The organism is Halorussus sp. MSC15.2 (genome assembly GCF_010747475.1).
Lineage (GTDB): Archaea > Halobacteriota > Halobacteria > Halobacteriales > Haladaptataceae > Halorussus.
Genome location: NZ_VSLZ01000007.1, coordinates 47,190 through 68,287, shown reverse-complemented (window position 1 = coordinate 68,287; position 21,098 = coordinate 47,190). Strand labels below are relative to the sequence as shown.

The 21,098-nt window shown below is 66.0% G+C and carries 19 protein-coding genes; 12 read left to right on the top strand and 7 right to left on the bottom strand.

Annotated features, from left to right (window positions below):
* Positions 1–10 precede the first annotated feature (10 nt).
* The gene (locus FXF75_RS19590; protein WP_163523737.1) at positions 11–1,003 is read left to right on the top strand and encodes a carbohydrate kinase family protein; all 993 of its coding nucleotides are present in this window, start codon (positions 11–13) and stop codon (positions 1,001–1,003) included.
* Here the strand turns inward: FXF75_RS19590 and FXF75_RS19585 are convergent.
* The 3 genes from FXF75_RS19585 to FXF75_RS19575 form a co-directional block, all read right to left on the bottom strand.
* Positions 1,000–1,818: a BtpA/SgcQ family protein gene (locus FXF75_RS19585; protein ID WP_163523735.1), complete on the bottom strand. Its 819-nt coding sequence runs from the start codon at positions 1,816–1,818 to the stop codon at positions 1,000–1,002. The genes FXF75_RS19590 and FXF75_RS19585 overlap by 4 nt on opposite strands.
* Complete coding sequence (locus FXF75_RS19580) at positions 1,815–2,948, bottom strand: DHH family phosphoesterase (RefSeq protein WP_163523733.1); 1,134 nt, start codon at positions 2,946–2,948, stop codon at positions 1,815–1,817. Before FXF75_RS19580 ends, FXF75_RS19585 begins: the two co-directional genes overlap by 4 nt.
* Before the next feature lie 67 nt (positions 2,949–3,015).
* Positions 3,016–3,447, bottom strand: coding sequence for a universal stress protein (locus tag FXF75_RS19575; protein WP_163523732.1), 432 nt, complete (start codon positions 3,445–3,447; stop codon positions 3,016–3,018).
* A 206-nt stretch (positions 3,448–3,653) separates the two neighbouring features.
* Here FXF75_RS19575 and FXF75_RS19570 point away from each other — a divergent pair, with 206 nt between their 5' ends.
* The 8 genes from FXF75_RS19570 (at position 3,654) to FXF75_RS19535 (ending at position 13,670) form a co-directional block, all read left to right on the top strand.
* Positions 3,654–3,866 carry a hypothetical protein gene (locus FXF75_RS19570; protein ID WP_163523730.1) on the top strand — a complete coding sequence of 71 codons (213 nt, stop codon included), beginning with the start codon at positions 3,654–3,656 and terminating at the stop codon, positions 3,864–3,866.
* A gap of 777 nt (positions 3,867–4,643) precedes the next feature.
* Positions 4,644–7,139 (top strand): ABC transporter ATP-binding protein, encoded by a 2,496-nt coding sequence (locus FXF75_RS19565; RefSeq protein WP_163523728.1) that lies wholly within the window; start codon positions 4,644–4,646, stop codon positions 7,137–7,139.
* Positions 7,140–7,377: 238 nt separating this feature from the next.
* The gene (locus FXF75_RS19560) at positions 7,378–9,141 is read left to right on the top strand and encodes an ABC transporter substrate-binding protein (protein WP_163523726.1); all 1,764 of its coding nucleotides are present in this window, start codon (positions 7,378–7,380) and stop codon (positions 9,139–9,141) included.
* A gap of 124 nt (positions 9,142–9,265) precedes the next feature.
* Positions 9,266–10,990: an ABC transporter substrate-binding protein gene (locus FXF75_RS19555; RefSeq protein ID WP_163523725.1), complete on the top strand. Its 1,725-nt coding sequence runs from the start codon at positions 9,266–9,268 to the stop codon at positions 10,988–10,990.
* Between the two features lie 100 nt (positions 10,991–11,090).
* Complete coding sequence (locus FXF75_RS19550) at positions 11,091–12,104, top strand: ABC transporter permease (protein WP_163523723.1); 1,014 nt, start codon at positions 11,091–11,093, stop codon at positions 12,102–12,104.
* The gene (locus tag FXF75_RS19545; RefSeq protein WP_163523721.1) at positions 12,101–13,057 is read left to right on the top strand and encodes an ABC transporter permease; all 957 of its coding nucleotides are present in this window, start codon (positions 12,101–12,103) and stop codon (positions 13,055–13,057) included. The genes FXF75_RS19550 and FXF75_RS19545 overlap by 4 nt, the downstream gene beginning before the upstream one ends.
* A 3-nt stretch (positions 13,058–13,060) precedes the next feature.
* Entirely contained in the window at positions 13,061–13,441 is a 381-nt protein-coding gene (locus tag FXF75_RS19540; RefSeq protein WP_163523719.1) for a hypothetical protein, read from the top strand.
* A gap of 70 nt (positions 13,442–13,511) precedes the next feature.
* The gene (locus tag FXF75_RS19535) at positions 13,512–13,670 is read left to right on the top strand and encodes a hypothetical protein (protein ID WP_163523717.1); all 159 of its coding nucleotides are present in this window, start codon (positions 13,512–13,514) and stop codon (positions 13,668–13,670) included.
* Between the two features lie 495 nt (positions 13,671–14,165).
* Here the strand turns inward: FXF75_RS19535 and FXF75_RS19530 are convergent, their stop codons facing one another.
* The 3 genes from FXF75_RS19530 to FXF75_RS19520 all read right to left on the bottom strand — a co-directional run bounded on the left by FXF75_RS19530 (position 14,166) and on the right by FXF75_RS19520 (position 16,624).
* Positions 14,166–15,479, bottom strand: a complete 1,314-nt coding sequence (locus FXF75_RS19530; protein WP_163523716.1) for a dihydroorotase — start codon at positions 15,477–15,479, stop codon at positions 14,166–14,168.
* A 116-nt stretch (positions 15,480–15,595) separates the two neighbouring features.
* Entirely contained in the window at positions 15,596–15,856 is a 261-nt protein-coding gene (locus FXF75_RS19525) for a hypothetical protein (protein ID WP_163523714.1), read from the bottom strand.
* Between the two features lie 63 nt (positions 15,857–15,919).
* Complete coding sequence (locus FXF75_RS19520; protein WP_163523712.1) at positions 15,920–16,624, bottom strand: lipoate--protein ligase family protein; 705 nt, start codon at positions 16,622–16,624, stop codon at positions 15,920–15,922.
* Between FXF75_RS19520 and FXF75_RS19515 the strand changes: the two genes are divergently transcribed.
* Entirely contained in the window at positions 16,623–17,540 is a 918-nt protein-coding gene (locus tag FXF75_RS19515; protein WP_375335553.1) for a hypothetical protein, read from the top strand. The two genes, FXF75_RS19520 and FXF75_RS19515, sit on opposite strands and share 2 nt — an antisense overlap.
* Here the strand turns inward: FXF75_RS19515 and FXF75_RS19510 are convergent, their stop codons facing one another.
* Positions 17,541–18,113, bottom strand: coding sequence for a cysteine hydrolase family protein (locus FXF75_RS19510; RefSeq protein ID WP_163523710.1), 573 nt, complete (start codon positions 18,111–18,113; stop codon positions 17,541–17,543). It abuts the gene before it with no gap.
* A gap of 150 nt (positions 18,114–18,263) precedes the next feature.
* Between FXF75_RS19510 and FXF75_RS19505 the strand changes: the two genes are divergently transcribed.
* Together FXF75_RS19505 and FXF75_RS19500 are read left to right on the top strand one after the other, a co-directional pair.
* Positions 18,264–19,772 carry an Hvo_1808 family surface protein gene (locus FXF75_RS19505; protein ID WP_163523708.1) on the top strand — a complete coding sequence of 503 codons (1,509 nt, stop codon included), beginning with the start codon at positions 18,264–18,266 and terminating at the stop codon, positions 19,770–19,772.
* Between the two features lie 106 nt (positions 19,773–19,878).
* Positions 19,879–21,024 carry a nicotinate phosphoribosyltransferase gene (locus tag FXF75_RS19500; RefSeq protein ID WP_163523706.1) on the top strand — a complete coding sequence of 382 codons (1,146 nt, stop codon included), beginning with the start codon at positions 19,879–19,881 and terminating at the stop codon, positions 21,022–21,024.
* The last annotated feature ends 74 nt before the right edge of the window (positions 21,025–21,098 follow it).

Here is a 21,098-nt window from a genome sequence, read left to right as displayed (position 1 = left end):
GGTAGCGTCGATGACTGACTCCGACGACCGAGCGGACTCGGCGCGCCTCGACGCGGTGGCGGTCGGCAGCGCGGTCGAGGACCGGGTCTACGCGCTGACCAACCTCCCCGAACCCGACGGCGGCGCGTTCGTCCGCGAGGAATCGACCGCGGTCGGCGGCGTCGCCGCGAACGTCGCGGCCGCGCTCGCCCGACTCGGCCGCGAGACCGGCGTGGTCTCCCGCCTCGGCGACGACGACGCGGCCGACCTGATTCTGGCCGACCTCCGCGAGCGCGGCATCGACGCCGAGCGCGTTCGCCGGGGCGACCCCGGCGAGCGGACCACCTACTCGATGATTCTGCGCGACCCGGACGGCGAGCGCATGATAGTCAACGGCGGCGAGGCCGTTCCGAACCTCCGACTGACCGACGACGACCTCGCGTACCTCCGGCGGGCCGACCTCGCGTTCGCCAGCGCGTACGCGCCCGACCCTGTAGTCGCCGCGCTCGTCGAAGCGGCCGACGGGACCGCCGCGGACGGGGCGAGCGACCGCGTGGACTTCCCGCCGCTGGTGTTCGACCTCGCGGGACCGCTCTCGGAACTCGAAGAGAGGGCCACCCGGCCGGAGACGCTCGACGACCTACTGCCGGTCTGTGACCTCTTCGTGGCCAACGAAGTCTCTGCTCGGTCGTACCTCGGCGCGGACCCCCGAAGTGCGATAGAGACGCTCCGCGAGCGGGGCGTCCGCCGGGCCGCGGTCACCCGTGGAACTGACGGGGCGCTGCTACTCGACGGCGAGGCAATCGTAGAAATCCCGGCGTTCGAGGTCGAGACGGTGGACACCACGGGCGCGGGCGACGCCTTCACCGCGGGCCTCGTCCACGGATGGATTCTCGACGACCGAACACCCGAGGACGCCGGACGCTTCGCGGCCGCCACCGCGGCGCTCAACTGCACCGCCGAGAACGCGCGGGGCGGTCTCCCGACCGAATCCGAGGTCGAGGCGTTTCTGAACGACCGCTAGCGCGCCTCGTCGGCGGTCTCGACCAGTCGCCGGACGCGCTCCTCGGAGACCGGGTTCGTGGTCTCGCCGCCCTCCTTCAGTGCCGTCCCGACGATGGCCCCGTCCGCGACGCCGAGGACGTCGGCGACGTTCTCGGTGGTCACGCCGCTCCCGACGAAGACCGGCGCGTCCAGTCCGGCCTCGTCGCGGGCCGCCGCGACCGCGCGGAGGTGGTCGCCCGAGACCTCGTGGCCGGTCCCCGCGCCGGAGACGACGACGCCCTCGGCGAAGCCGCGTTCGACGGGTTCGGCGACCGCTTCGGCGTCGAGCGGGCGCTCGGCGAGCGGGGCCGAATGCTTCACGTCCAAATCCGCGAGGATGGCGACGTCGCTGTCGAGACGCTCGCGCAAGCGGACCGTCTCGTGGGCCTGCCCCTCGATGACGCCTTGGTCGGTCACGCGCGCACCCACGTGAACGTTCACGCGAACGAGCGCGGCCTCGACTGCGGCCGCGACCGAGAGCGCGGCGTCGGCGTCGTTCCGGAGGACGTTGATTCCCATCGGGAGGTCCACTTCTTCACGGATTTCCGCGGCGATTCGGGTCATCGACGCGACGACGTGTTTAGGGACGTCGTCGGGATAGAACGGCGCGTCCCCGAAGTTTTCGAGCATCAGCGCGTCAACGCCACCGGCTTCCAGTCGGCGGGCGTCGCGGAGGGCGGTCTCCAGAACCTGCTCGAAGTCCCCGGAGAACTTGGGCGCGCCGGGGAGCGGCGGGAGGTGGACCATGCCGACGATGGGCTTCTCGGCGTCGATTGGGAGGTCTGCGGTCGTCATTCGTCGGTTCCGTCCGCGGTGTCGTCGTCAGCCTCCGCTTCGGCGTCGTCCGCCGTCTCGTCCTCGTCCCACTCCAGATTCCAGAACGCCTCCAGAATCACCTGCTTGGTCACCGCGCCGCGGGTCGTCCAGTGGTGGGCGTAGTCGAGCATGTCGTCGTAGATGCTCGGTTTACATCCCGCGGCCTTGGGGTGGCCGCCGCCGTTGACCTGCCGGGCGACCTCGTGAGCGCGCTCGAAGTCGTCCGTGCCCCGAATCGAGGCGCTTCCGGAGGGCTTGACGATGACCGCGGCGTCGGTTCCCTGCTGGCGGAGTGCCTCGGCCACCTCGTTCTGGGAACACCGGCCGTAGGTCACGCCGACCGTCCACGGGCCGACCTCCTCGATGTCGGCGCGGGCGACCGCCTTCTCGATGAGCGCCTCCTTCTCGACGCGCATCTCGGCGAGGAACTCCTCGATTTCCTCGGGCAGGTCCGCGCCGTGTTCGGCGACCGCCTCGATGTACTCCTCGGGTTCGGCCCAGTAGGAGAAGTCCGCGAGGTCGTCGCTCCGCGGGTCGTCTCGAATCCAGAGGTCGTGGTCGCGGGTGACCGCCGCGAGTTCGACCAGATACGCCGGGAAGTCGTAGTCTATCGCTCGGGCCGCCACGTCGGCGGTACACTCCTCCTCGCTGTCGCCGACCACGAGGTCCACGCCCGCGTCCCGGACGGCGTCGGCCACGGTGTCGGTCCACTGGTGGTGGTCGAACCATCTGACCGCGCCCGCCTGCTCGACGAGGGTTTCGAGCGCCTCGCCGACCTCGTCGTAGGTGTCCGGACAGAGGTCGCAGACGAAGATTTGCGCGCCGGGTTCGCTGTAGTCGGCGACGCGCTCCAGCGCGTCTTCGAGGTCGTGAGGCCCGGCGTCGATGAGCGCGCCCTCGCCGTAGGCCTCCCGAACGAGCGCGGTGCAGGCCAGACCGTCGGCGTCGGGGTCGGCCACGACCGCCACGTCCGCGCCGGTTAGCGTGGCCTCGGCCTCGGCCTCCTCTTTCGCTTGCTCCACGGAATCGGGCACGAAAAAGCCCTCTCCGGGTAGAATGGATTTGCGCTCGACAGAGAGAGTATCGTCGTCGATGACCCAGTCTTGCATACCCGTTCGTCCGGGTGCAGCGGGGAAGTAATCCCCGGTTGTGGGTCGGTCGGGTCCTCGCGGAGTCTCACTCGTCGCCTTCGAGTTGGCGGACCGTCAGCACGGGGACGGGACACGACCGGACGACGCGCTCGGCCACGCTGCCGATGAGGAATCGGTTCTCGCCGTGACGGCCGCGCGTCCCGGTCGCAACGACGTCGGCCTCCTGTTCGCGGGCGTACTCGGTGATTTCGGCCGCCGGACGGCCCTCGCGGACGGCCGTCACCAACTCCCGGTCGGCGTGGTCTCGCACGGCGTCGAGCGCGTCCTCGCCCTGCGACTCCAGCGCGTCGCGGAGTTCGCCGCGGAGTTCGTCCGGCGAAGATTCGACTTCGCCGGTATCCACGACGTAGAGGGCGTGAACGGCGGCGTCGAAGCGCTCGGCGAGGTCGAGGGCGATTTGCACGGCGCGAGTGACGCTCTCGGACCCGTCCGTGGCGATGACGACGGTGTCTATCATAGCCACCCCTACTGTCGGACGCCTCTTAAACTTCGGTGGGACGTTCGGTGGCGAGGAGAGACCCAACGAGACGGGAGAAGAGACGGACGGCCGGGAGAAGACGGCGCTGCGACAGAGGATGGAAAACGAGACGGCGGTAGCGTCTGGCCCGAGAGAGTGTCGCCTGAAGACCACTTTTACCATCTGTCCCTGCGAACACCGAAAAGATGAGAAAGGACATGATGCTTCTCCTACTGTACGGCGGCATCGTGGTCGTTCAGTCCGCGTGGTTCCTCTCGTCCTCCGCGGAGTTGACGACGTTCGTCATGGGCGTGAATCTGGGCGTGGGACTGGTCGGGACCGGCCTGTCGGCTCTCAAGTTGCTTCGGCCGGGTACGTACCGGTTCCAATACGAGTCGGACCCCGGCGAAGAGACGTAGCCCGGTCCGTCTGCTTCGAGGGAACTCCGGAACGCACTGAGCAAACGAGAACGACGACGTGGAAGGAGGTGGGAACTGAGAGACGCGAACGCCGAGACACCGATTTCGAGCGTTCTGAACCGTCAGTGGGACTGCTGGCCGCTCCCAATCGCGACCTTCGACGCGTAACCGGCGAGACCACCGAGCGCACCGCCCAAGGCACCGAAGAGGATTAGCGCCGGATAGATGAGGAGGGCGCTCCCGACCGCCCAAATTAGTACCCCACCGTCGATTGCGAGGGGGGGGCAGGAACTCCACCAATCCGAACAGGTACGCGAGCGGTGCGAGAACGAGTATCGGGATGGCACCGGCGTAGGCACCGACTTCTGTCGCGGCCCGCCAAGAGTCCGCGTAGAGCAGTCCCGCGACCGCGCCAGCGACGAGGAGTCCGTACTGGACGGTGTGACCGTCCGAGAGCATTCGGGACAGGTTGTACTCCGCGATGACGGCGAGACATCCGGCGATAGTGCCCCACAGTACGGACGTGGCGAACTCTCCGCTGGTTATCGAGCGTGCGATGGACTCCCTGAGCGGGAGGTGCTGGTTGGCCATTATTCGTTATGGTACGTTCTTGTTGATATTTAAACCTTTTATCTCGCTCAAGTACTGTCGGAGTTGTCGGAACACGGTCAGGCGTCTAACGGAGTGACACGGCGGATATCGTGGCGGAACTCCGCGGAGCGGCGACCCGGAAAGTGGAAAGGTATTTGCCCGCGGACCTTCCACTTTCGACTAATTGTGAGTGACTTACTGTCAATCTCGAATCTGCGGACGCAGTTCAACACGGAGCGCGGTGTGGTCGAGGCGGTCGACGATTTCGACCTGTCGATTCGCGAGGGTGAGACGGTCGGTCTCGTCGGCGAGTCCGGGTCCGGCAAGAGCGTCAGCGCCCTGTCGCTGATGCAGTTGGTGGACGACCCCGGCGAAGTAGTGAGCGGCGAGGCGGCATTCCGTCACGAGGAACTGACCGCCGAGTTCGCGGAGCGATACCCCACTGGCGTCGGCGACTTCGTCTTCCCCGACGAAGGGTACATCGACCTGCTCGCGGCACCCGAAAACGCGATGCGCGAGATTCGCGGCGGGGAGATGAGCATGATTTTCCAAGACCCGATGACCTCGCTCAACCCCGCGCTGACCGTGGGCGAGCAGGTCGCCGAGAGCCTGCGACTCCACCAGTACGGCGGCCAGCGAAAGGACTCGTGGTGGAACGCAGTCCGGGAAATCGCACCGAGTCTCGGCGGGAAGGACATCGACGAGGAGGTCCTGCAGGACACCATCGACATTCTGGAGGAGGTGGGCATCCCCGAACCGACCGAACGGGTCGAGGAGTACCCGCACGAGTTCTCCGGCGGGATGCGCCAGCGCGTCCTCATCGCCATCGCGCTGGCCTGCCAACCGAAACTCCTCGTCGCCGACGAACCGACCACCGCGCTCGACGTGACGATTCAGGCCCAGATTCTCGACCTCATCAACGACCTGCAGGACGAACTCGGCATGTCCGTCTTCTTCATCACCCACGACCTCGGCGTGGTGGCCGAGACCTGCGACCGCGTGGCCGTGATGTACGCCGGCGACATCGTGGAGGTCGGCCCGGTGGACGAAATCTTCCACAACCCGAGCCACCCCTACACCTACGCACTGCTGGAGTCCATCCCGCAGGAGGACAAGGAGCGACTCACGCCCATCGAGGGTAACGTCCCGGACCTCATCGACATGCCGGAAGGGTGTCACTTCGCGCCGCGGTGTCCGTGGTCCCAACCCGAGTGTACCGAGGGCGAGATTCCGAACCTCCAGCACGGTCCCGACGACGTGGACCACCACGCGAAGTGCGTCCTCGAAGAGTTCGACGAGAGCCAGTACGGGTCGGACCTCGACGGGATTACCACGACCGACCACGACATCGGCGACCGAATCCTCGAAGTGGACGGGATGAAGAAGCACTTCTCGCGGGCCGACGGCCTGCTCGACGAGTGGCTGGCCGACGAGGTGGAGAGCGTCAAAGCCGTGGACGGCGTGAGCTTCGACATCTACGAGGGCGAGACGGTCGGTCTCGTGGGCGAGTCCGGGTGCGGGAAGTCCACGGCGGGCCGGACCCTGCTCCACCTCGAAGAACCGACCGAGGGCCGAATCGTGTTCCAAGGCACCGACCTCTCGGAACTCGACCGCGAGGGACTGCGCGACAAGCGCAAGGACATGCAGATGATTTTTCAGGACCCGCTGTCGAGTCTCGACCCGCGGATGACAGTGGGCCAGATAATCGCCGAACCCCTCAAGATACACAATCTGCCCGAGGAGGCCCCCGAGGGCGACACGTCCAAGAAACAACAGCGCCGTAACCGCGTCGCCGAACTCATGGAGGCGGTCGGTCTCGAACCCGGCCAGTACGACCGGTACCCCCACGAAATCTCCGGCGGTCAGCGCCAGCGCGTCGGTATCGCACGAGCGCTCGCCGTGGACCCGGACTTCATCGTGGCCGACGAACCGGTGTCGGCGCTGGACGTGTCGGTGCAGGCCCAGATTCTCAACCTGTTGGAAGACCTGCAGGACGAGTTCGGCCTGACCTACCTGTTCATCGCCCACGACCTGAGCGTCGTCCGCCACATCTCCGACCGCATCGCGGTGATGTACTTGGGCGAAATCGTGGAGATAGCCGACACCGGCGAGTTGTTCGACGACCCCAAGCATCCCTACACGCAGGCCCTGCTGTCCGCGATTCCGGAACCCGACCCCCGAATCGACACCGACGACCGCGTCATCCTCGAAGGCGACGTTCCCTCGCCCATCGACCCGCCGTCGGGGTGTCACTTCCGGACGCGGTGTCCCCAGATAATCCCGCCAGAAGAGATGGACATCGAGCAGGACGCCTACCGCGCGGTGATGGACTACCGCGAGCGCGTCGAGGACCGCACCATCGACCTCGACGCTGTGTGGGAGAAAGCCGCGGGCGACGACGCGGCCCAGACGGAGACGGCGACCGCAGCGGACGGCGGCCGTCCCGACGCCACGACTTCGGCGTTCAAGGCCGTCCTCTGGGACGACTTCTTCGACGCGGAACCGTCGGGGCGTCCCCGCGAAGTCGTCGCGGAGTCGTTCGACCATCTCGCGAAGGGCGACTGGGAGGCCGCCGGGGCGTTGCTCCGCGACCACTTCGAGAGCGTCTGCGAGCGGAAAGGCCCGGTCCTGCAAGACGAGGCCCACCCCGCGGCCTGTCACCTCTACGACCAGCCAGAGTAACGTCGGCTACGTGTCGTCTCGGCGAGGAGTCCCGCGTACCGTACCGTCGCCGCGAGAGCCTCTCGCCGCCCTCGTTCTTTCGGTTTCGTTCACGCCAAGTGTCTCGATAACCGGTCGGCGGCGGTTCGTACCAATCGACCGAACTGGTTGCACACCAGTTCGAGAATTGAACTAACGCGGCCGGTGTTCAATGCGGTCCCGTAGCCTTATACTCTAAATGATTGATTGGTATCGTTGGATGACTTCAAACGACACATCCGTTACGAGGCGGAACCTGTTGAAAGCGGCCGGTGGGGCGGCGGCGTCGGCCTCGGTCGCCGGATACGTCGATACGGACGAGGCGAACGACGTACAGCAGGAGGGGAGCGGGACCGTCACCTACGCTCGGGGGAACGACTCGGGGACGCTCGACCCGCAGAACACCACCAGCGGCGAGGACGTGAAGGTCACCAACCAACTGTACGACACCCTCATCGAGTTCGAACCGAACAAGACCACCCTGCAGGAGGGGTTGGCGACTCAGTACTCGATGGACGGGACCACGGTGAACCTCACGCTGCGGGAAGGCGTCACATTCCACAACGGCGACGAGTTCACCGCCGAGGACTTCGTGGCGACCTATCGGCGATTCACCGACTCGGACTACCAGTACTATCCGGGCGACTCGTACATCTCAGCGTACGGTCCGTTCACGCTGGGCAACTGGGTGGAGAACGTCAGCGCGGGCGGTTCGGGGGCGGCCACGACCGACGGCGGTCAGGCCAACGAAACCGACGCGGAGACCACGACGGCGCAGGCCGGCGGCGGACAGGGGAGCTACACGCTCACCATCGAACTCAACGAACCGTACGCGCCGTTCCTGCGGAATCTGGCGATGTTCGCGTCGAGCGTGCTGTCGCGGCGCGCCATCGAGCGCCACGCGCAGGACCAGAACTTCTCGCTCAGCAATCAACCCGTCGGGACCGGCGCGTTCCAGTTCGAGAGTTGGGACACGGGCAACCAGCGCATCCGCCTGAGCAGGAACCCCGACTACTGGGGCGAGGGACCGTACGTGAACGAAGTGGTGTTCACGGCTATCGGGTCGAACACGACACGGGCGCAGACGCTCATCTCCGGCGGTGCCGACATCATCGACGGTATCGGCGCGCAGGCGTCTCAAATCGTGCGGAACGCCGACGCGGCCGAACTGGTGGAGACGCAGGGCATCAACATCGGCTATCTCGCGATGAACATGGCTCGGCGCGAGGAGTTCCGGAACAAGAAGGTCAGGCAGGCCATCAGCTACGCGGTGGACACCGAGGCCATCGTCAACACCATCTTCAGGGGCATCGCCGAGCAGGCCAGCCAACCGATTCCCCAGAAGGTGCTCGGATACAACGAGAGCATCGACCCCTATCCACACGACCCGGACCAAGCCCAGCAACTGCTCGAAGGGGCGGGTTACGAGAACGGTTTCGAGTTCGAACTGGCGACGTTCAAGAACCCGCGGACGTACAACCCGTCACCGATTCAGGCGGCCCAGACGGTCAAGTCGAACCTGAACGAGGTGGGCATCACGGTCAACATCAACCAGCAGCCGTTCAACCCCTTCCTGACCTACACGGAACAGGGGAAACACGACGCGTGTTTCCTCGGGTGGATGACCGACAACGCCGACCCGGACAACTTCTACTACGCGCTTCTCCACCCGCAGGTCTCGGAGGACAAGCTTCAACAGGGCCAAGACTGGGTTAGCTGGGACACGGAGGGGTTCAACACCCTCGACGTTGCGGCGTGGGCGAACCGCGAGTTCATGCAGTTGACCGAGCAGGCCCAATCGACGCTCGACCGGGACAAGCGGGCCGAACTCTACAAGCAGGCGGGTCAACTCGCGCACGACGAGGCCCCGTGGGTGTTCATCGACCACGCGAAGGAACTCCGCGGCGTCGCCAACCGGGTTCAAGACTTCCAGATAGCGCCCATCAGCGGGCCGCTCCTCAACCGGGTCAAGGTCGAGGGCTGACCGCGCCCTCGCTCCTCGGTGCTCGATACGACTCCGAGAACGTACTCAATATCGAGTGGTTGTTTTATTTTACCATAGTTTCAGGTCCGGCATACTTATATAGAATGTATGAGCATGATTGTCTATGGCGAAAGACGATAGTCTCAAGCGACGTAGCTTCCTGAAGGCAGCTGGCGGTGCGACGGCCGCGGCCACGCTGGCCGGGTGTACCGGCGGTGACGGTGAAGGCGAGGCCACGACCACCGAGGAGATGGGTGGAACGACCGAGGAGACTGAGGAGACCACCGAATCCCAGAGTTCGGGCGGGACGCTGACCTTCGCCCGCGGGAACGACTCGGGCAGCCTCGACTTCCAGAACACCACCAGCGGCGAGGACGCCAAGGTCACCAACCAGATTTACGACGGTCTCATCGAGTTCAAGCCGGGCAAGACCTCGCTCAAGGCCGGACTGGCGACCGACTGGAGCGTCGACGGCAAGACGGTTACCCTCACGCTCCGCGAGGGCGTCAAATTCCACAACGGCGACGAGTTCACCGCCGAGGACTACGTGGCGACCTATCGCCGGTTCGTCGACAAGGACTACAAGCACTACCCCGGTCAGGACTACGCCTCGTCGTACGGTCCCTACGCGCTGGGCGACTGGATTGACACGGTCGAGAAGAACGGCGAGTACGAGGTGTCCATCACGCTCAACAAGCCGTACGCGCCCATCCTGAAGAACCTCGCGATGTTCTGTTCGAAGGTCCACTCGCTCTCCGCCATCGAGGAGTACGGCAAGGACCTCTCGAAGAACCCGGTCGGGACCGGCCCGTTCGAGTTCGATAGCTGGGACACGGGCAACCAGCGCATCCGTCTCACCAAGAACGAGGAGTACTGGGGCGAGGAGAAGGCCAAGGTGGACGAAGTGGTGTTCACCGCGGTCGGGTCGAACACCTCCCGCGCCCAGACCCTGCTCTCGGGCGGCGCAGACATCATCGACGGCATCGGCGCACAGTCGTCCAAGATTATCAACAACTCCGACAAGGCCAAGCTCCTCGAAATCCCCGGCATCAACGTCGGATACATGGCCTTCAACATGGCCAAGCGGAAGGAGTTCCGCAACCGGAAGGTCCGCCGGGCGATAAACTACGCGGTGAACACGAAGGCCATCGTGGAGACCATCTTCAAGGGCATCGCCTCGGAGGCCAGCCAGCCCATCCCCGCGAGCGTGATGGGGTACAACGAGAACATCGACCCCTACGGCCACGACAAGAAGAAAGCCAAGAAGCTCCTCGAAGAGGCGGGCTACGGCGACGGCTTCGAGTTCGAACTGGCGACGTTCAAGAACCCCCGAGCGTACAACCCGTCGCCGCTCCAAGCGGCCCAGACGGTCAAGTCGAACCTGAGCGAGGTGGGCATCACGGTCAACATCAACCAGCAGCCGTTCAACCCCTTCCTCGACTACACTGACAACTACAAGCACGACGCGTGTTTCCTCGGGTGGATGACCGACAACGGCGACCCGGACAACTTCTACTACGCCCTGCTCCACCCCGGCGTGGACCGCAGCGAAGTGCCGGACGGGAAAGACTGGATTAACCCGGACAACTTCGACAGCGTCAACACGCTCAACGCGGCGGCGTGGGCGAACACCGAGTTCATGAAGCTCACCGAGGAGGCGCAAGCCTCCTACGAGACCAGCAAGCGCAAGCCCAAGTACCAGAAGGCCGGGCAGATATTCCACGACGAGGCTCCGTGGGTGGCGCTCAACCACGCGAAGGCCCTGCGCGGCGTCAGCAACGACGTCGAGGGCTTCACGGTCCCGCCCATCGGCGGTCCGTTCCTCAACCTCGTCTCGCTGAACCGGTAGTCCAGATTCGCCGACCGCCCGCAGTCGCGGCCGAGCGACCGACTGCGCGACGACGGTAGCGAGTCTTTTTTTGACCCCTGCCGTTTTTTTCTCCGAGTGAATGATTTCCAAGCGGTTCGTTGTCAAACGACTCCTCCTGCTGGTCCCGGTGCTGTTCGGGGTGGCGACGTTCGTCTTCGCCATCCTGCACCTCGCACCGGGCGACCCCGCCCGGGTCATCGCGGGCCAGCGGGCGTCCGAAGAGTTCGTCCGACAGATTCGGGCGGACCTCGGGTTGAACGACCCAATCTGGGTACAGTACGGCCGGTTCCTGCTGGAGGCGGTCCAGTTGGACTTCGGCAACTCCTACCAGATTCAGAAGAACACGCCGGTCAAGCAGATTCTGCGGTACAAGCTTCCGGTCACGCTGGAGATGGCCATCTACGGCCAGTTCCTCGGCATCCTCTTCGGCATCCCCGTGGGACTCATCGGTGCCGTCAAACAGGACTCCTTCAGCGACCACGCGACCCGAATCGGCGCGCTGACGGGCATCAGCGTCCCCATCTACTACAGCGGTCCGCTCGTCATCCTGCTGTTCGCCCAGATTCTCGGCTGGTTCCCGGCGAGTGGTCGCATCGCCTCGCGGTTCGACATCCAACCGATAACGGGCGTCATCACCTTCGACACTCTCGTCAGGGGTAACCTCGCGGCGTTCCAGTCGGCGGCGTTACACCTGTTCCTCCCCGCTGTCGTCATCGGTATCTACTCGATGGCGCTGCTCTCCCGGATGATGCGGTCGTCGATGCTGGAAGTCATCCGGCAGGACTACATGCGCACCGCCCGCGCGAAGGGGCAAGGCTCGAAGATTACCATCCTGAAGCACGGCTTCCGGAACGCGCTCATCCCGGTCGTGACGGTCATCGGCATCCAGTTCGGTACCCTGCTGGGCGGTGCAGTCCTGACCGAGACCGTGTTCGGCATCGCGGGTATCGGCACCCTACTGGTGGACGCGATTGAGGTCGGCGACTACCCGGTCGTGCAGGGCACCGTCCTGATGTTCGCGTTCCTGTTCACGATGGTGAACCTGCTCGTGGACGTGACCTACTCCTACCTCGACCCGAGGATAGAACAATGAGTACCGAAACCCAAACCGAGGACGTGGGCCAGCGCGGCGTCGTCGAGCGACTCCGCGCGTCGCCGTTCCTCTCCGAACTGCTGTCGAACAGACTCGCCCTCGCGGGCCTGAGCATGATATTCGCCATGGTGGCCGTCGCCCTCTACGCGCGACTGTTCATCGACCTCGCGTCGGTCACCCAGAGCCAAATCGGGACGAACCCCAACCTCGCGCCGCCGAGTTGGTTGAGCAAGAAGACCGCCGTCGTCGGCGAGTATGGCACGTTCGCGTTCCCGTTCGGCACCGACATCCAGTCGCGGGACATCTTCCAGCGCGTCCTCTACGGCGCGTGGCTGGCGATGAAGTACGGCACCATCACGGTCGGTGCCTCGACGGTGCTGGGCGTCGGACTGGGCATCCTCGCAGCCTACAAGGGCGACGTCACGGACAACGTCATCATGCGCACGATGGACGTGCTGCTGGCGTTCCCCAGTCTCCTGCTCGCGCTGGCGCTGGTCGCCATCTTCGGCACCGGTCTCTGGAAGGTCGTCATCGCGCTGACGCTGGTCTACACGCCGCGGTTCGCCCGGGTCGTCCGCGGCGCGGCGCTGAAGGTGCTGGAGGACGAGTACATCGAGGCCACCGAGGCGCTCGGGGCGAAGGACCCCCGTATCATCGTCAGGCACATCCTGCCGAACTGCCTCGCGCCCATCACCGTCCAGTCCACGCTCAACTTCGGTCTCGCCATCATCGACATCGCGGCCCTCTCGTTCCTTGGGTTCGGCGCGGAAGCCGGGACGCCGTCGTGGGGTCTGATGCTGGCCAACGGCGTCGACCAGGGACTGCTGACCGGCGACTGGTGGTGGTCGTTCTTCCCGGGACTGTTCCTCGCGATAACCGTCCTCGGGTTCAACCTGCTCGGGGACGGGATGCGCGACGCGCTCGACCCGCGGATGCGCGAGACCGTGGACTGACCGATGTCCTCGGCTGACCCGTCCGGCGGTGACGGCTCGTCGGCGCTGCGCGAGCGTGTCCGTGAAATCGGGCGCGCGGCGCTGTTAGGTGCCGCCCTCGGCGCGTTCGGTCTCGTGGCCTTCGTCGTCGCTGGCGAGACGCTGCAGTTCGCCAGCGAGAAGTTGTTCGCGCTCGCGGCGCTCGTCTTCGGGTTCTCGTTGCTCGGCTGGTCGGGGTCGGTGTTCGCGGGCCGCGGGATGGAGAACTTCCAGAAGCACCTCGGCGGGCGCTCGGACTGGTCGGCGGCCGACTCCCGGCAGGCGATGGCGGTCCTCGGCGGCGTCGGCGTCGGCGGGATGGTCGGCGTCAGCGTCGGAACCGCGCTGCTGGCGAACGTCGTCTGACGATTATTTCCCATTCCCAACCCCGAGAATAACCGTTCGACCTTAGACCCGGGCGGTCATCGCTTCGGACGTGAACGAGACAACTCGCCAAGCCGTCGCCGTCGCACTCGGCGTCGGGGTCGTCGTGTGGCAAGCCTCCGTGGAACCGGGCCGGGCGTTCGCCGCGGTTCTGGCAGTCAGCGCACTCGGGTACGCGTTCGCGCCGGTCGTCCGCGACGGCGTGGCGTGACGCGGCCGCGCGACGCTCGGCTACGGGGCGCGATGCAGGTACCGCATCTTCGAACGGTGTGTTCGCCGTATCGAGGTCAGCGATTGCTCCGCGACTCATCCAACAGTGAGAGGTCATCGCTCTGGTCCTCGGAGTCCCGCAGCTCCCGGATACGTCAGAGAGCATCGGACCGGCAAGTACCACGGTGATGGCCGAAAAGCGACGACGGGAGAAGCCGAGCAAGCGTCCCCGTCGCAGGTTCCGTTGGCGGACGAGTACCCTTCTGTTCGGTTGCGTTCGAGTAGCGGTGCTTCAGTCGGCGGGGGTCCGCCGACAACACACTCTATGCCGCATTTCAATATAGTGGCGACTGTGTAGGCAACAATTTCCATTCTTCGCCGTGGAAACAGACATTCGTTTCGTATCTCGATTAACAGTTAGACAAACGCTATCTACACGTTCGGTATTTTCCGGTCAGCTTGGAAATCGTCAGCTTCCGACGTACGCGAGTCACCCTCACCCCCGGACGTTCCGTCCGACCGGGTCGCCGAACTCGCCGTCGGTTCCGCTGGGCGAGACCGGTGCCGACTCCTCGTCGGCCCAGACCACGCTTCCGCGAACTATCGTCAACTCGGGGAAGACGCCGGCCATCCCCTCGAACGGGGTCCACCCGCACTTCGAGTGGAGGTCCTCGCCGCGAATCTCTCTGGAGTCGTCGGGGTCCACCAGCACGAGGTCGGCTATCAGCCCCTGCTCGACCGCTCCCTTCCGGGTCAGGCCGAACACGTCGGCTGGGTTGGCCGCGGTCAGGTCCCGGACGCGCTCGTAACTCAGGTTGTCTTTCCGGGCCTCTTCGAGCAGGAGCGGCAGGACCGTCTCGACGCCCGGCACTCCGCTCGGTGCGTCCCAGATGTCGGCGTCCTTCTCCTCGCGGGTGTGAGGCGCGTGGTCGGTGGCGACCATATCGACCGTCCCGTCGGCGACGCGCTCGAACAGGGCCTTGCGGCGCTCCTCGCTCCGGAGCGGCGGGTTCATCCGGCCGAAGGTGCCTAACTCGTCGTAGTCCTCGCGCGAGAGGAAGAGGTGGTGGGGCGTCACCTCGCAGGTCGCGCCGCCAGCTTTGGCAGTGTCCACGCCCTCGGGCGTACTGGTGTGGGCGACGTGGATACTGGCGTCTTCCTCCGCGCCGATTTCGACCGCGCGCTCGACCGCCGCGGCCTCGGCCTCCGCTGTCCGGTAGGCGCTCCACGCGTCGTAGTCGTCGCCGTCGCGCTCTCTCGCGTCCTCGGAGAACAGGTCGGCGTCCTCGGCGTGGACCGTCACGACCCGGTACTCGTCGGTCGCGCGCTCGACGGCCTCCCGGAACAGGTCCTCCTCGATGCCCATCTCGCCGGTCGAGTCCGCGAGGAACACCTCGCCGAGCGCCAGCACGGGCCGGTCGAACAGTTCGTCGGGGTCCCAGTCGGGCGTCACGCCGCCGTTGATACCGTAATCGACGTAGGAGTCGGCCGCGAGTTCGGCCTTCCGGTCGAAGGCCTCGCCGTCCACGGTCGGCGGGTCGGTGTTCGGTTGGTCCACCACAGTGGTCACGCCGCCCGCCGCGGCCGACCTGCTCCCGGTCTCCCACGTCTCCTTGTGGTCGAACCCGGGTTGACGGAAGTGGACGTGTGCGTCTATCATCCCCGGGAGGAGGAGTTTCCCGGTGGCGTCGATGGAGTCGCCGGACTCTGTGAGCGTCGAACCGACCCCCGCGATGCGGCCAGCGGACGTGTCGATGCGAACGTCTACCTGTCGGCCGTCCGCGAGCGTCGCGTTCCGAATAGTGAGCATTAGTCGTCGGGCAGTTCGAGGGTGGGCGTCCTAAGGGTCCCGATTGCGAGTTCCGGACCGCGGGTTCTCGTCCCGACCGTCGGTCGTCCATCCGCTCCACCCCGCCGTTCGACTAGTCACGCGCGGAACGACCAGACGGCCATAAACGCGAAGAAGACACCGCTGACGAGCATCGAAACCGCGCCGACGAGCCAGAACGCCCGGCGGGCGACGGTGCTGTCGTACAGGCCCGCGAGTCTGAACAGCGGTCGGAACCGCCAGCGCGGGTCGAGGTCCTCGTGACTCCCTCGCGCGGTTAGCCACAGTCCGTAACAGCCAGAAATCAGCGAGGTAACGCCGAGAAAGCCGAAGAGGGCCGTTCCGAGCATGCGAGTCACTCGCTCCAGATTCGAATCGGCCTCCGATAAACGTTCTCCTGCCGGTTCTGTCGGAGAATCGCGTCAGTCGGCAGTTCCGGCGTCTGCGACGTCAGGAACCGACACGACTTCGGTCTCGGCGTCGCCGACCAGCAGTTCCTCGACGGTCCGAGCCACTTCGTCGGGGTCGCCGTTGCCGCCCGCGTCGGCGACGCTTCCGACCGACTCCGGGTCGAAGGGCATGCCGAGTGCGGTGTACACCGGGTCGAGGACGTCGGCGATTTCCTCGCGGTCGCACGCGACGACGACGCCGGAGACCAGCGCGGCGTTCTTCCGGACGCGCTGGGCCACGCCGACGAGTTTCCCGTCGCGCTGGAGCGAGTAGTCGCCCGGACAGAAACTCGCTTCGGGTTCGCCGCGGGACGCCGGGACGCCGAGATGCCAGAGCGCGCGCTGGACCGCCCGCGTCACTCGCTCGTAGCGTTCGTCCATCCCGACGCGCATGTCCTCCAAGGGGAGGACCTTCGCGAACGCGACGGTGTTTCCGGTGTAGGCGACCGCTCGGCCGCCGACGGACCGCTCGACCGGGGGGAAGTCGTGGGAGTCGGCCGCCTCCGTGGCCGCCTCGTAGCCGTCGGCCCGGGAGTCGCGTCGGCCGAACGCGAGTTGACGGTGGGGCCGCCACGCCCGGACCGCCGGTTCACCGTCCTCGGCCACCTGTTCGAGCAGTCGGGCGACGACTTCGCGGTCGGCGTCCCGGTCGGCCGCCCGGCCGCGGAGTACGCGCATGCCCGGCCCTTCACATCCGGAGTACCTAAACCCTCGCGTCTCCGAGACGCGGACGATGGTCACGGTCGGCCCACACGCGCTGGAGCAGTTCCCGCGGTTCTCGCTGTACAACTCACCGTACGCCGCCCACGACGAGGGGTGCGCTATCGACCTGTATCCGCACGAGGGCGACTGGCGAGAGACCGGAGACGGCGGAACTCGTGAAACCGCCGCGCCGAGTCCCGTCGCGGGCGAAGTCGTGGCGACCCGAACGGTCTCCGCGCCGTCGAAGGACTACGCCGTCGAACACGACCACCTCATTGTCGTCGAGACCGGCGAGTACCTCGCCCGAATCCTCCACGTCGAACCCGCTGTCGAACCCGGCGACGAGGTGGCGTTGGGCGACTCGCTCGGCGAGATGGTGCGCTCGGGATTCTTCGCGCCGTGGGTGGACAACCACATCCACCTCGGCTTTCGGTCGCTCGACGCGAACCCCTACCGGGCGTCGGGGTCGCTCCCGGTCGAGATAGCGCCCGAGGTCGAACTCGCGGGCGTCGCGTGGGACGGTCGGGGGACGGTCGTCGCCGCGGGCGAGACCTACGCCGTCCTCGACGCACCCGACCACCCCACGCCGGGCGAGCGGTTCGCGGGTATCTCCGCAGAAAGCGGTGGGATTCTCGACGGCGGACTCCCACACTACGACGGCGGCGGAATTCTTCGCGGAACGGGACGCGACGGGCCGGTCTCGCTCGCAGGTCGGCGGGTCGGCACCGCCGAGGGCCGGACGATTCCGTGGGACGACGTGACGGTGTTTGCGAACGGGACGCCGATTACCGGTCTCTCGCTGTTCGTCGCGCGCGAGGCGCTCGGCGCGAAACTCGTCTGTCCGGACGCCGAGTTCGAGGTTGGCGAAGCGGTGGAAGTAGAAGTTCGCTGATTACTCGAACTCGATTTCGTCTTTCGTCGTCACTTCGCCGAACAGGAAGTCCGAGTGTTCGACCGCGTACTCCTTGTGGTCCGCCTCGATGTAGCCCAGCGCGTCCTCGACGAGGACGGGCCGGTAATCTCGAAGCCCCGCGCTCCCCGCGGTGTGGAGGACGCAGACGTTCGCCAGCGTCCCGCAGAGCAGCAGGTCGTCGATTCCGTGCGCGTCGAGGTGGCCTTCGAGGTCCGTGCGATAGAAGGCGTCGTACGTGTGCTTCGTCACGACGTGGTCGCCCTCGCGCACGTCGAGGTCGGCGACCAGTTCGGCGTCCCACGAGTCTTCGAGGACGTGTTCGCCCCAGCGCTCGAACTCGTCGTAGTAGTGGTTGCCCTCGAACTGTTCAGGCGGGTGGACGTCGCGGGTGTACACGACCGACGCGCCAGCGTCGCGCGCGGCCGAGACCACGTCGGTCACGTCGGCGATTGCGTCCTCGCTGGCGGGCGCGTGGAGACTCCCGTCGGGGTGACAGAAGCCGTTCTGCATGTCCACGACCACGACGGCGGTCGAGTCCGGGTCGAAGCTCATGTCCGACAGTAGTCACTCGTCGCCGAAAACGTTTGCTGACAGTTGGGTCGCGTTTCGCCGGCAATCGACGCCCCTCCCCGCACGCAGGTTCATTTCATCGTTTCATCAAGAGGTTTTTGTCGGTGTAGACCCACGTCACGGTCACAGGAAATGCGTACGACTATCGCAATCGCGGTCGCTCTGATGCTCGTCGTCGCGGGCTGTTCGCAGGCCCCCGGCGCGGGAACGACGACCGATACGACCGACGACGTGACGGGAGCGACGACCCAACCCGGTTCTGGGACCGACGGTTCATCGGGCCAACAGGTCGTCAAGCCCGACGACCCCGACTCCGACGTGCTGGGGTGGGAGGCGGGCTACTGGTACAACGAGACCATCGACGTGAACCCCGACGACGGGTTGAACGCGACCGAACTCAACGAGACGGTCGCCCGCTCGATGGCCCGCGTCGAACAGGTCCGCGAACTCGAATTCGAAGCGCAGGTCCCCGTGGACATCGTGACCCGCGAGGAGTTCCGGTCGCGCCAGTCCAACGGTTCGACGCCCGACGACCGGCGACTGCTCGACAACGTGAAGTACGAGTCGCTGTTCATGGTCAACGAATCGACCGACTCCCTCGCGGTCCAGAACAGCAACTCCGGGTCGTCGGTCGGCGGGTTCTACAGTCCGGGCGAGGAGAAAATCGTCGTCATCTCCGAGAACGCGACGACGCCCAAACTCGACGAGATTACCCTCTCGCAGGAACTGTTCCACGCGCTTCAGGACCAGAAGTTCAACCTCTCTGGGTTCAACCAGTCCACGCGCGAACTCCACAACGCGAAGGACGGCATCATCGAGGGCGACGGGAACTACGTGGACCACCTCTACTCGCAGCGTTGCAAGAACGAGTGGAACGGCGACTGCCTGACCCCCGAATCGTCCGGCGGGTCGGGGAGCGGTCTCGCCAACATCGGACCGTACCTCATCAAGTACCAACCCTACAGCGACGGCCCGCCGTTCGTTCGCGGCGTCCACAGACGGGGTGGCTGGGAGGCGGTCAACGACCTCTACGAGAACCCGCCGGAGAGCACCGAGCAGGTCATCCATCCCGACAAGTACGGCACGGACGCCCCCGCGGAGTTCACCGTCGAGAACCGGGCCAGTAACGGTTGGGAGCGGTTGAAAGTGCAGAACCGACCCAACTACGGTAGCGTCGGCGAGGCCGGTATCTTCGCGATGTTCGTGTACCCCTACTACGCGAGTCAGGGCCAGACGCAGGTCGTCCCGGCCACGCAGTTCTTCAACATGAAGAAGGGCAGCGACCAAATCCGGGAGTTCGACCCGCTGAACTACAACAGCACCTACTCGACCGGGTGGGACGGCGACAAACTCGCCGTCTACACCAACGACGACGCGGCGGTCAACGAGACCGGGTACGTCTGGAAGTCCGTCTGGGACTCCGAGCAGGACGCCAAGGAGTTCGTGGAAGGCTACCGTAAGGTGCTGAAGTACAACGACGCGACGAAAGTGGACGGTCGCGCGAACACGTGGCGCATCGAGGGCAACGAGTTCGCCGACGCCTTCTACGTCCAGCAGCGTGGCGACACGGTCGTCGTCGTGAACGCGCCGTCGGTCTCTGACCTCTCGGACGTTCGGCGGGGCGCGGCCCCGACGCAGTAAGCGACGCCACACCGACCGCAGTTCCCTCTTTTCGACGGCCGGTAAACGGGACCTTTTTCGCTTCGGCGCGGGTACGTCCGCGCATGACTCACCCGAGGTGGTGGCGATGAGCGGTGGATTCGACGTTGTCTCGGAGTCGGCCATCCGTGACGGGACGGCGACCGACGCCTACTTCCTGCGGACCGAGGAGACGCTGGAGGCCGCAGACCGGAACCCTCGCGTCGTGGCGGAAGTGACGCAGGACCAGTTCCCGACCGGCGAGTTCGACCTGCTGGCGGGCGTGAAAGACGCCGCCAACCTGCTCGAAGGACTCCCCGTGGACGTGGACGCCGTGCGCGAGGGCCGGTTGTTCGACGGCGGTCCGGTGATGCGCATCGAAGGCGACTACCTCGACTTCGCGCGGTACGAGACCTCGCTGCTGGGACTGCTCTCCCACCAGAGCGGAATTGCCACCGCGGCGCTGGAGACCCGCCGGGCCGCCCCGGACTCGTCGGTGCTGAGTTTCGGCGCGCGCCACGTCCACCCCTCGCTCGCGGCCGTCGTGGAGCGAGGCGCGCTCGTCGCCGGACTCGACGGTTTCTCGCACGTCGCGGCGGGCGAAGTACTCGGCAGAGAGGCCAGCGGGACGATGCCCCACGCGCTGGTCATCGCCTTCGGCGACCAAGAGACCGCGTGGGAGGCGTTCGACGAGTCGGTGGACCCCGACGTCCCCCGCATCGCCATCTGCGACACCTACTCCGACGAGAAAGACGAGAGCATCCGGGCGGCCGAGGCGCTGGGCGAGGCCCTCGACGGGGTGCGCCTCGACACGACGAGTTCCCGACGCGGCGACTTCCGACACATCGTCCGAGAGGTCCGGTGGGAACTCGACGCCCGCGGCCACGAGGACGTGGACATCTTCGTCAGTGGCGGACTCGGTCCCGAGAACCTCCGGACGCTCCGGGACGTCGCCGACGGGTTCGGCGTCGGCGGCCACGTCAGCAACGCCGACCCGCTGGACTTCGCGCTCGACATCGTGAAACTCGACGGCGAACTCGTCGCCAAGCGGGGCAAACTCTCCGGGACCAAGCAGGTGTTCCGGACGCCCGACGGCGGCCACCACGTGGGACTCGCGGACCGCGCCGACCCCGAAGACGGCGAACCGCTGCTGGAACCGCTGATTCGGGACGGCGAACTCGTCCGGGAGTTCGACGTGGACGAGGCCGCCGAGCGCGCGCGGGAGGACGCCGAACTGGTCGGGTTCCGAGAGTAACCGGACGTCCCTTCTACCGACCGCGCTCTCGGCGTGAGAGTAAGACAGGTCTACCGACGAGAAAGCGAACGAGA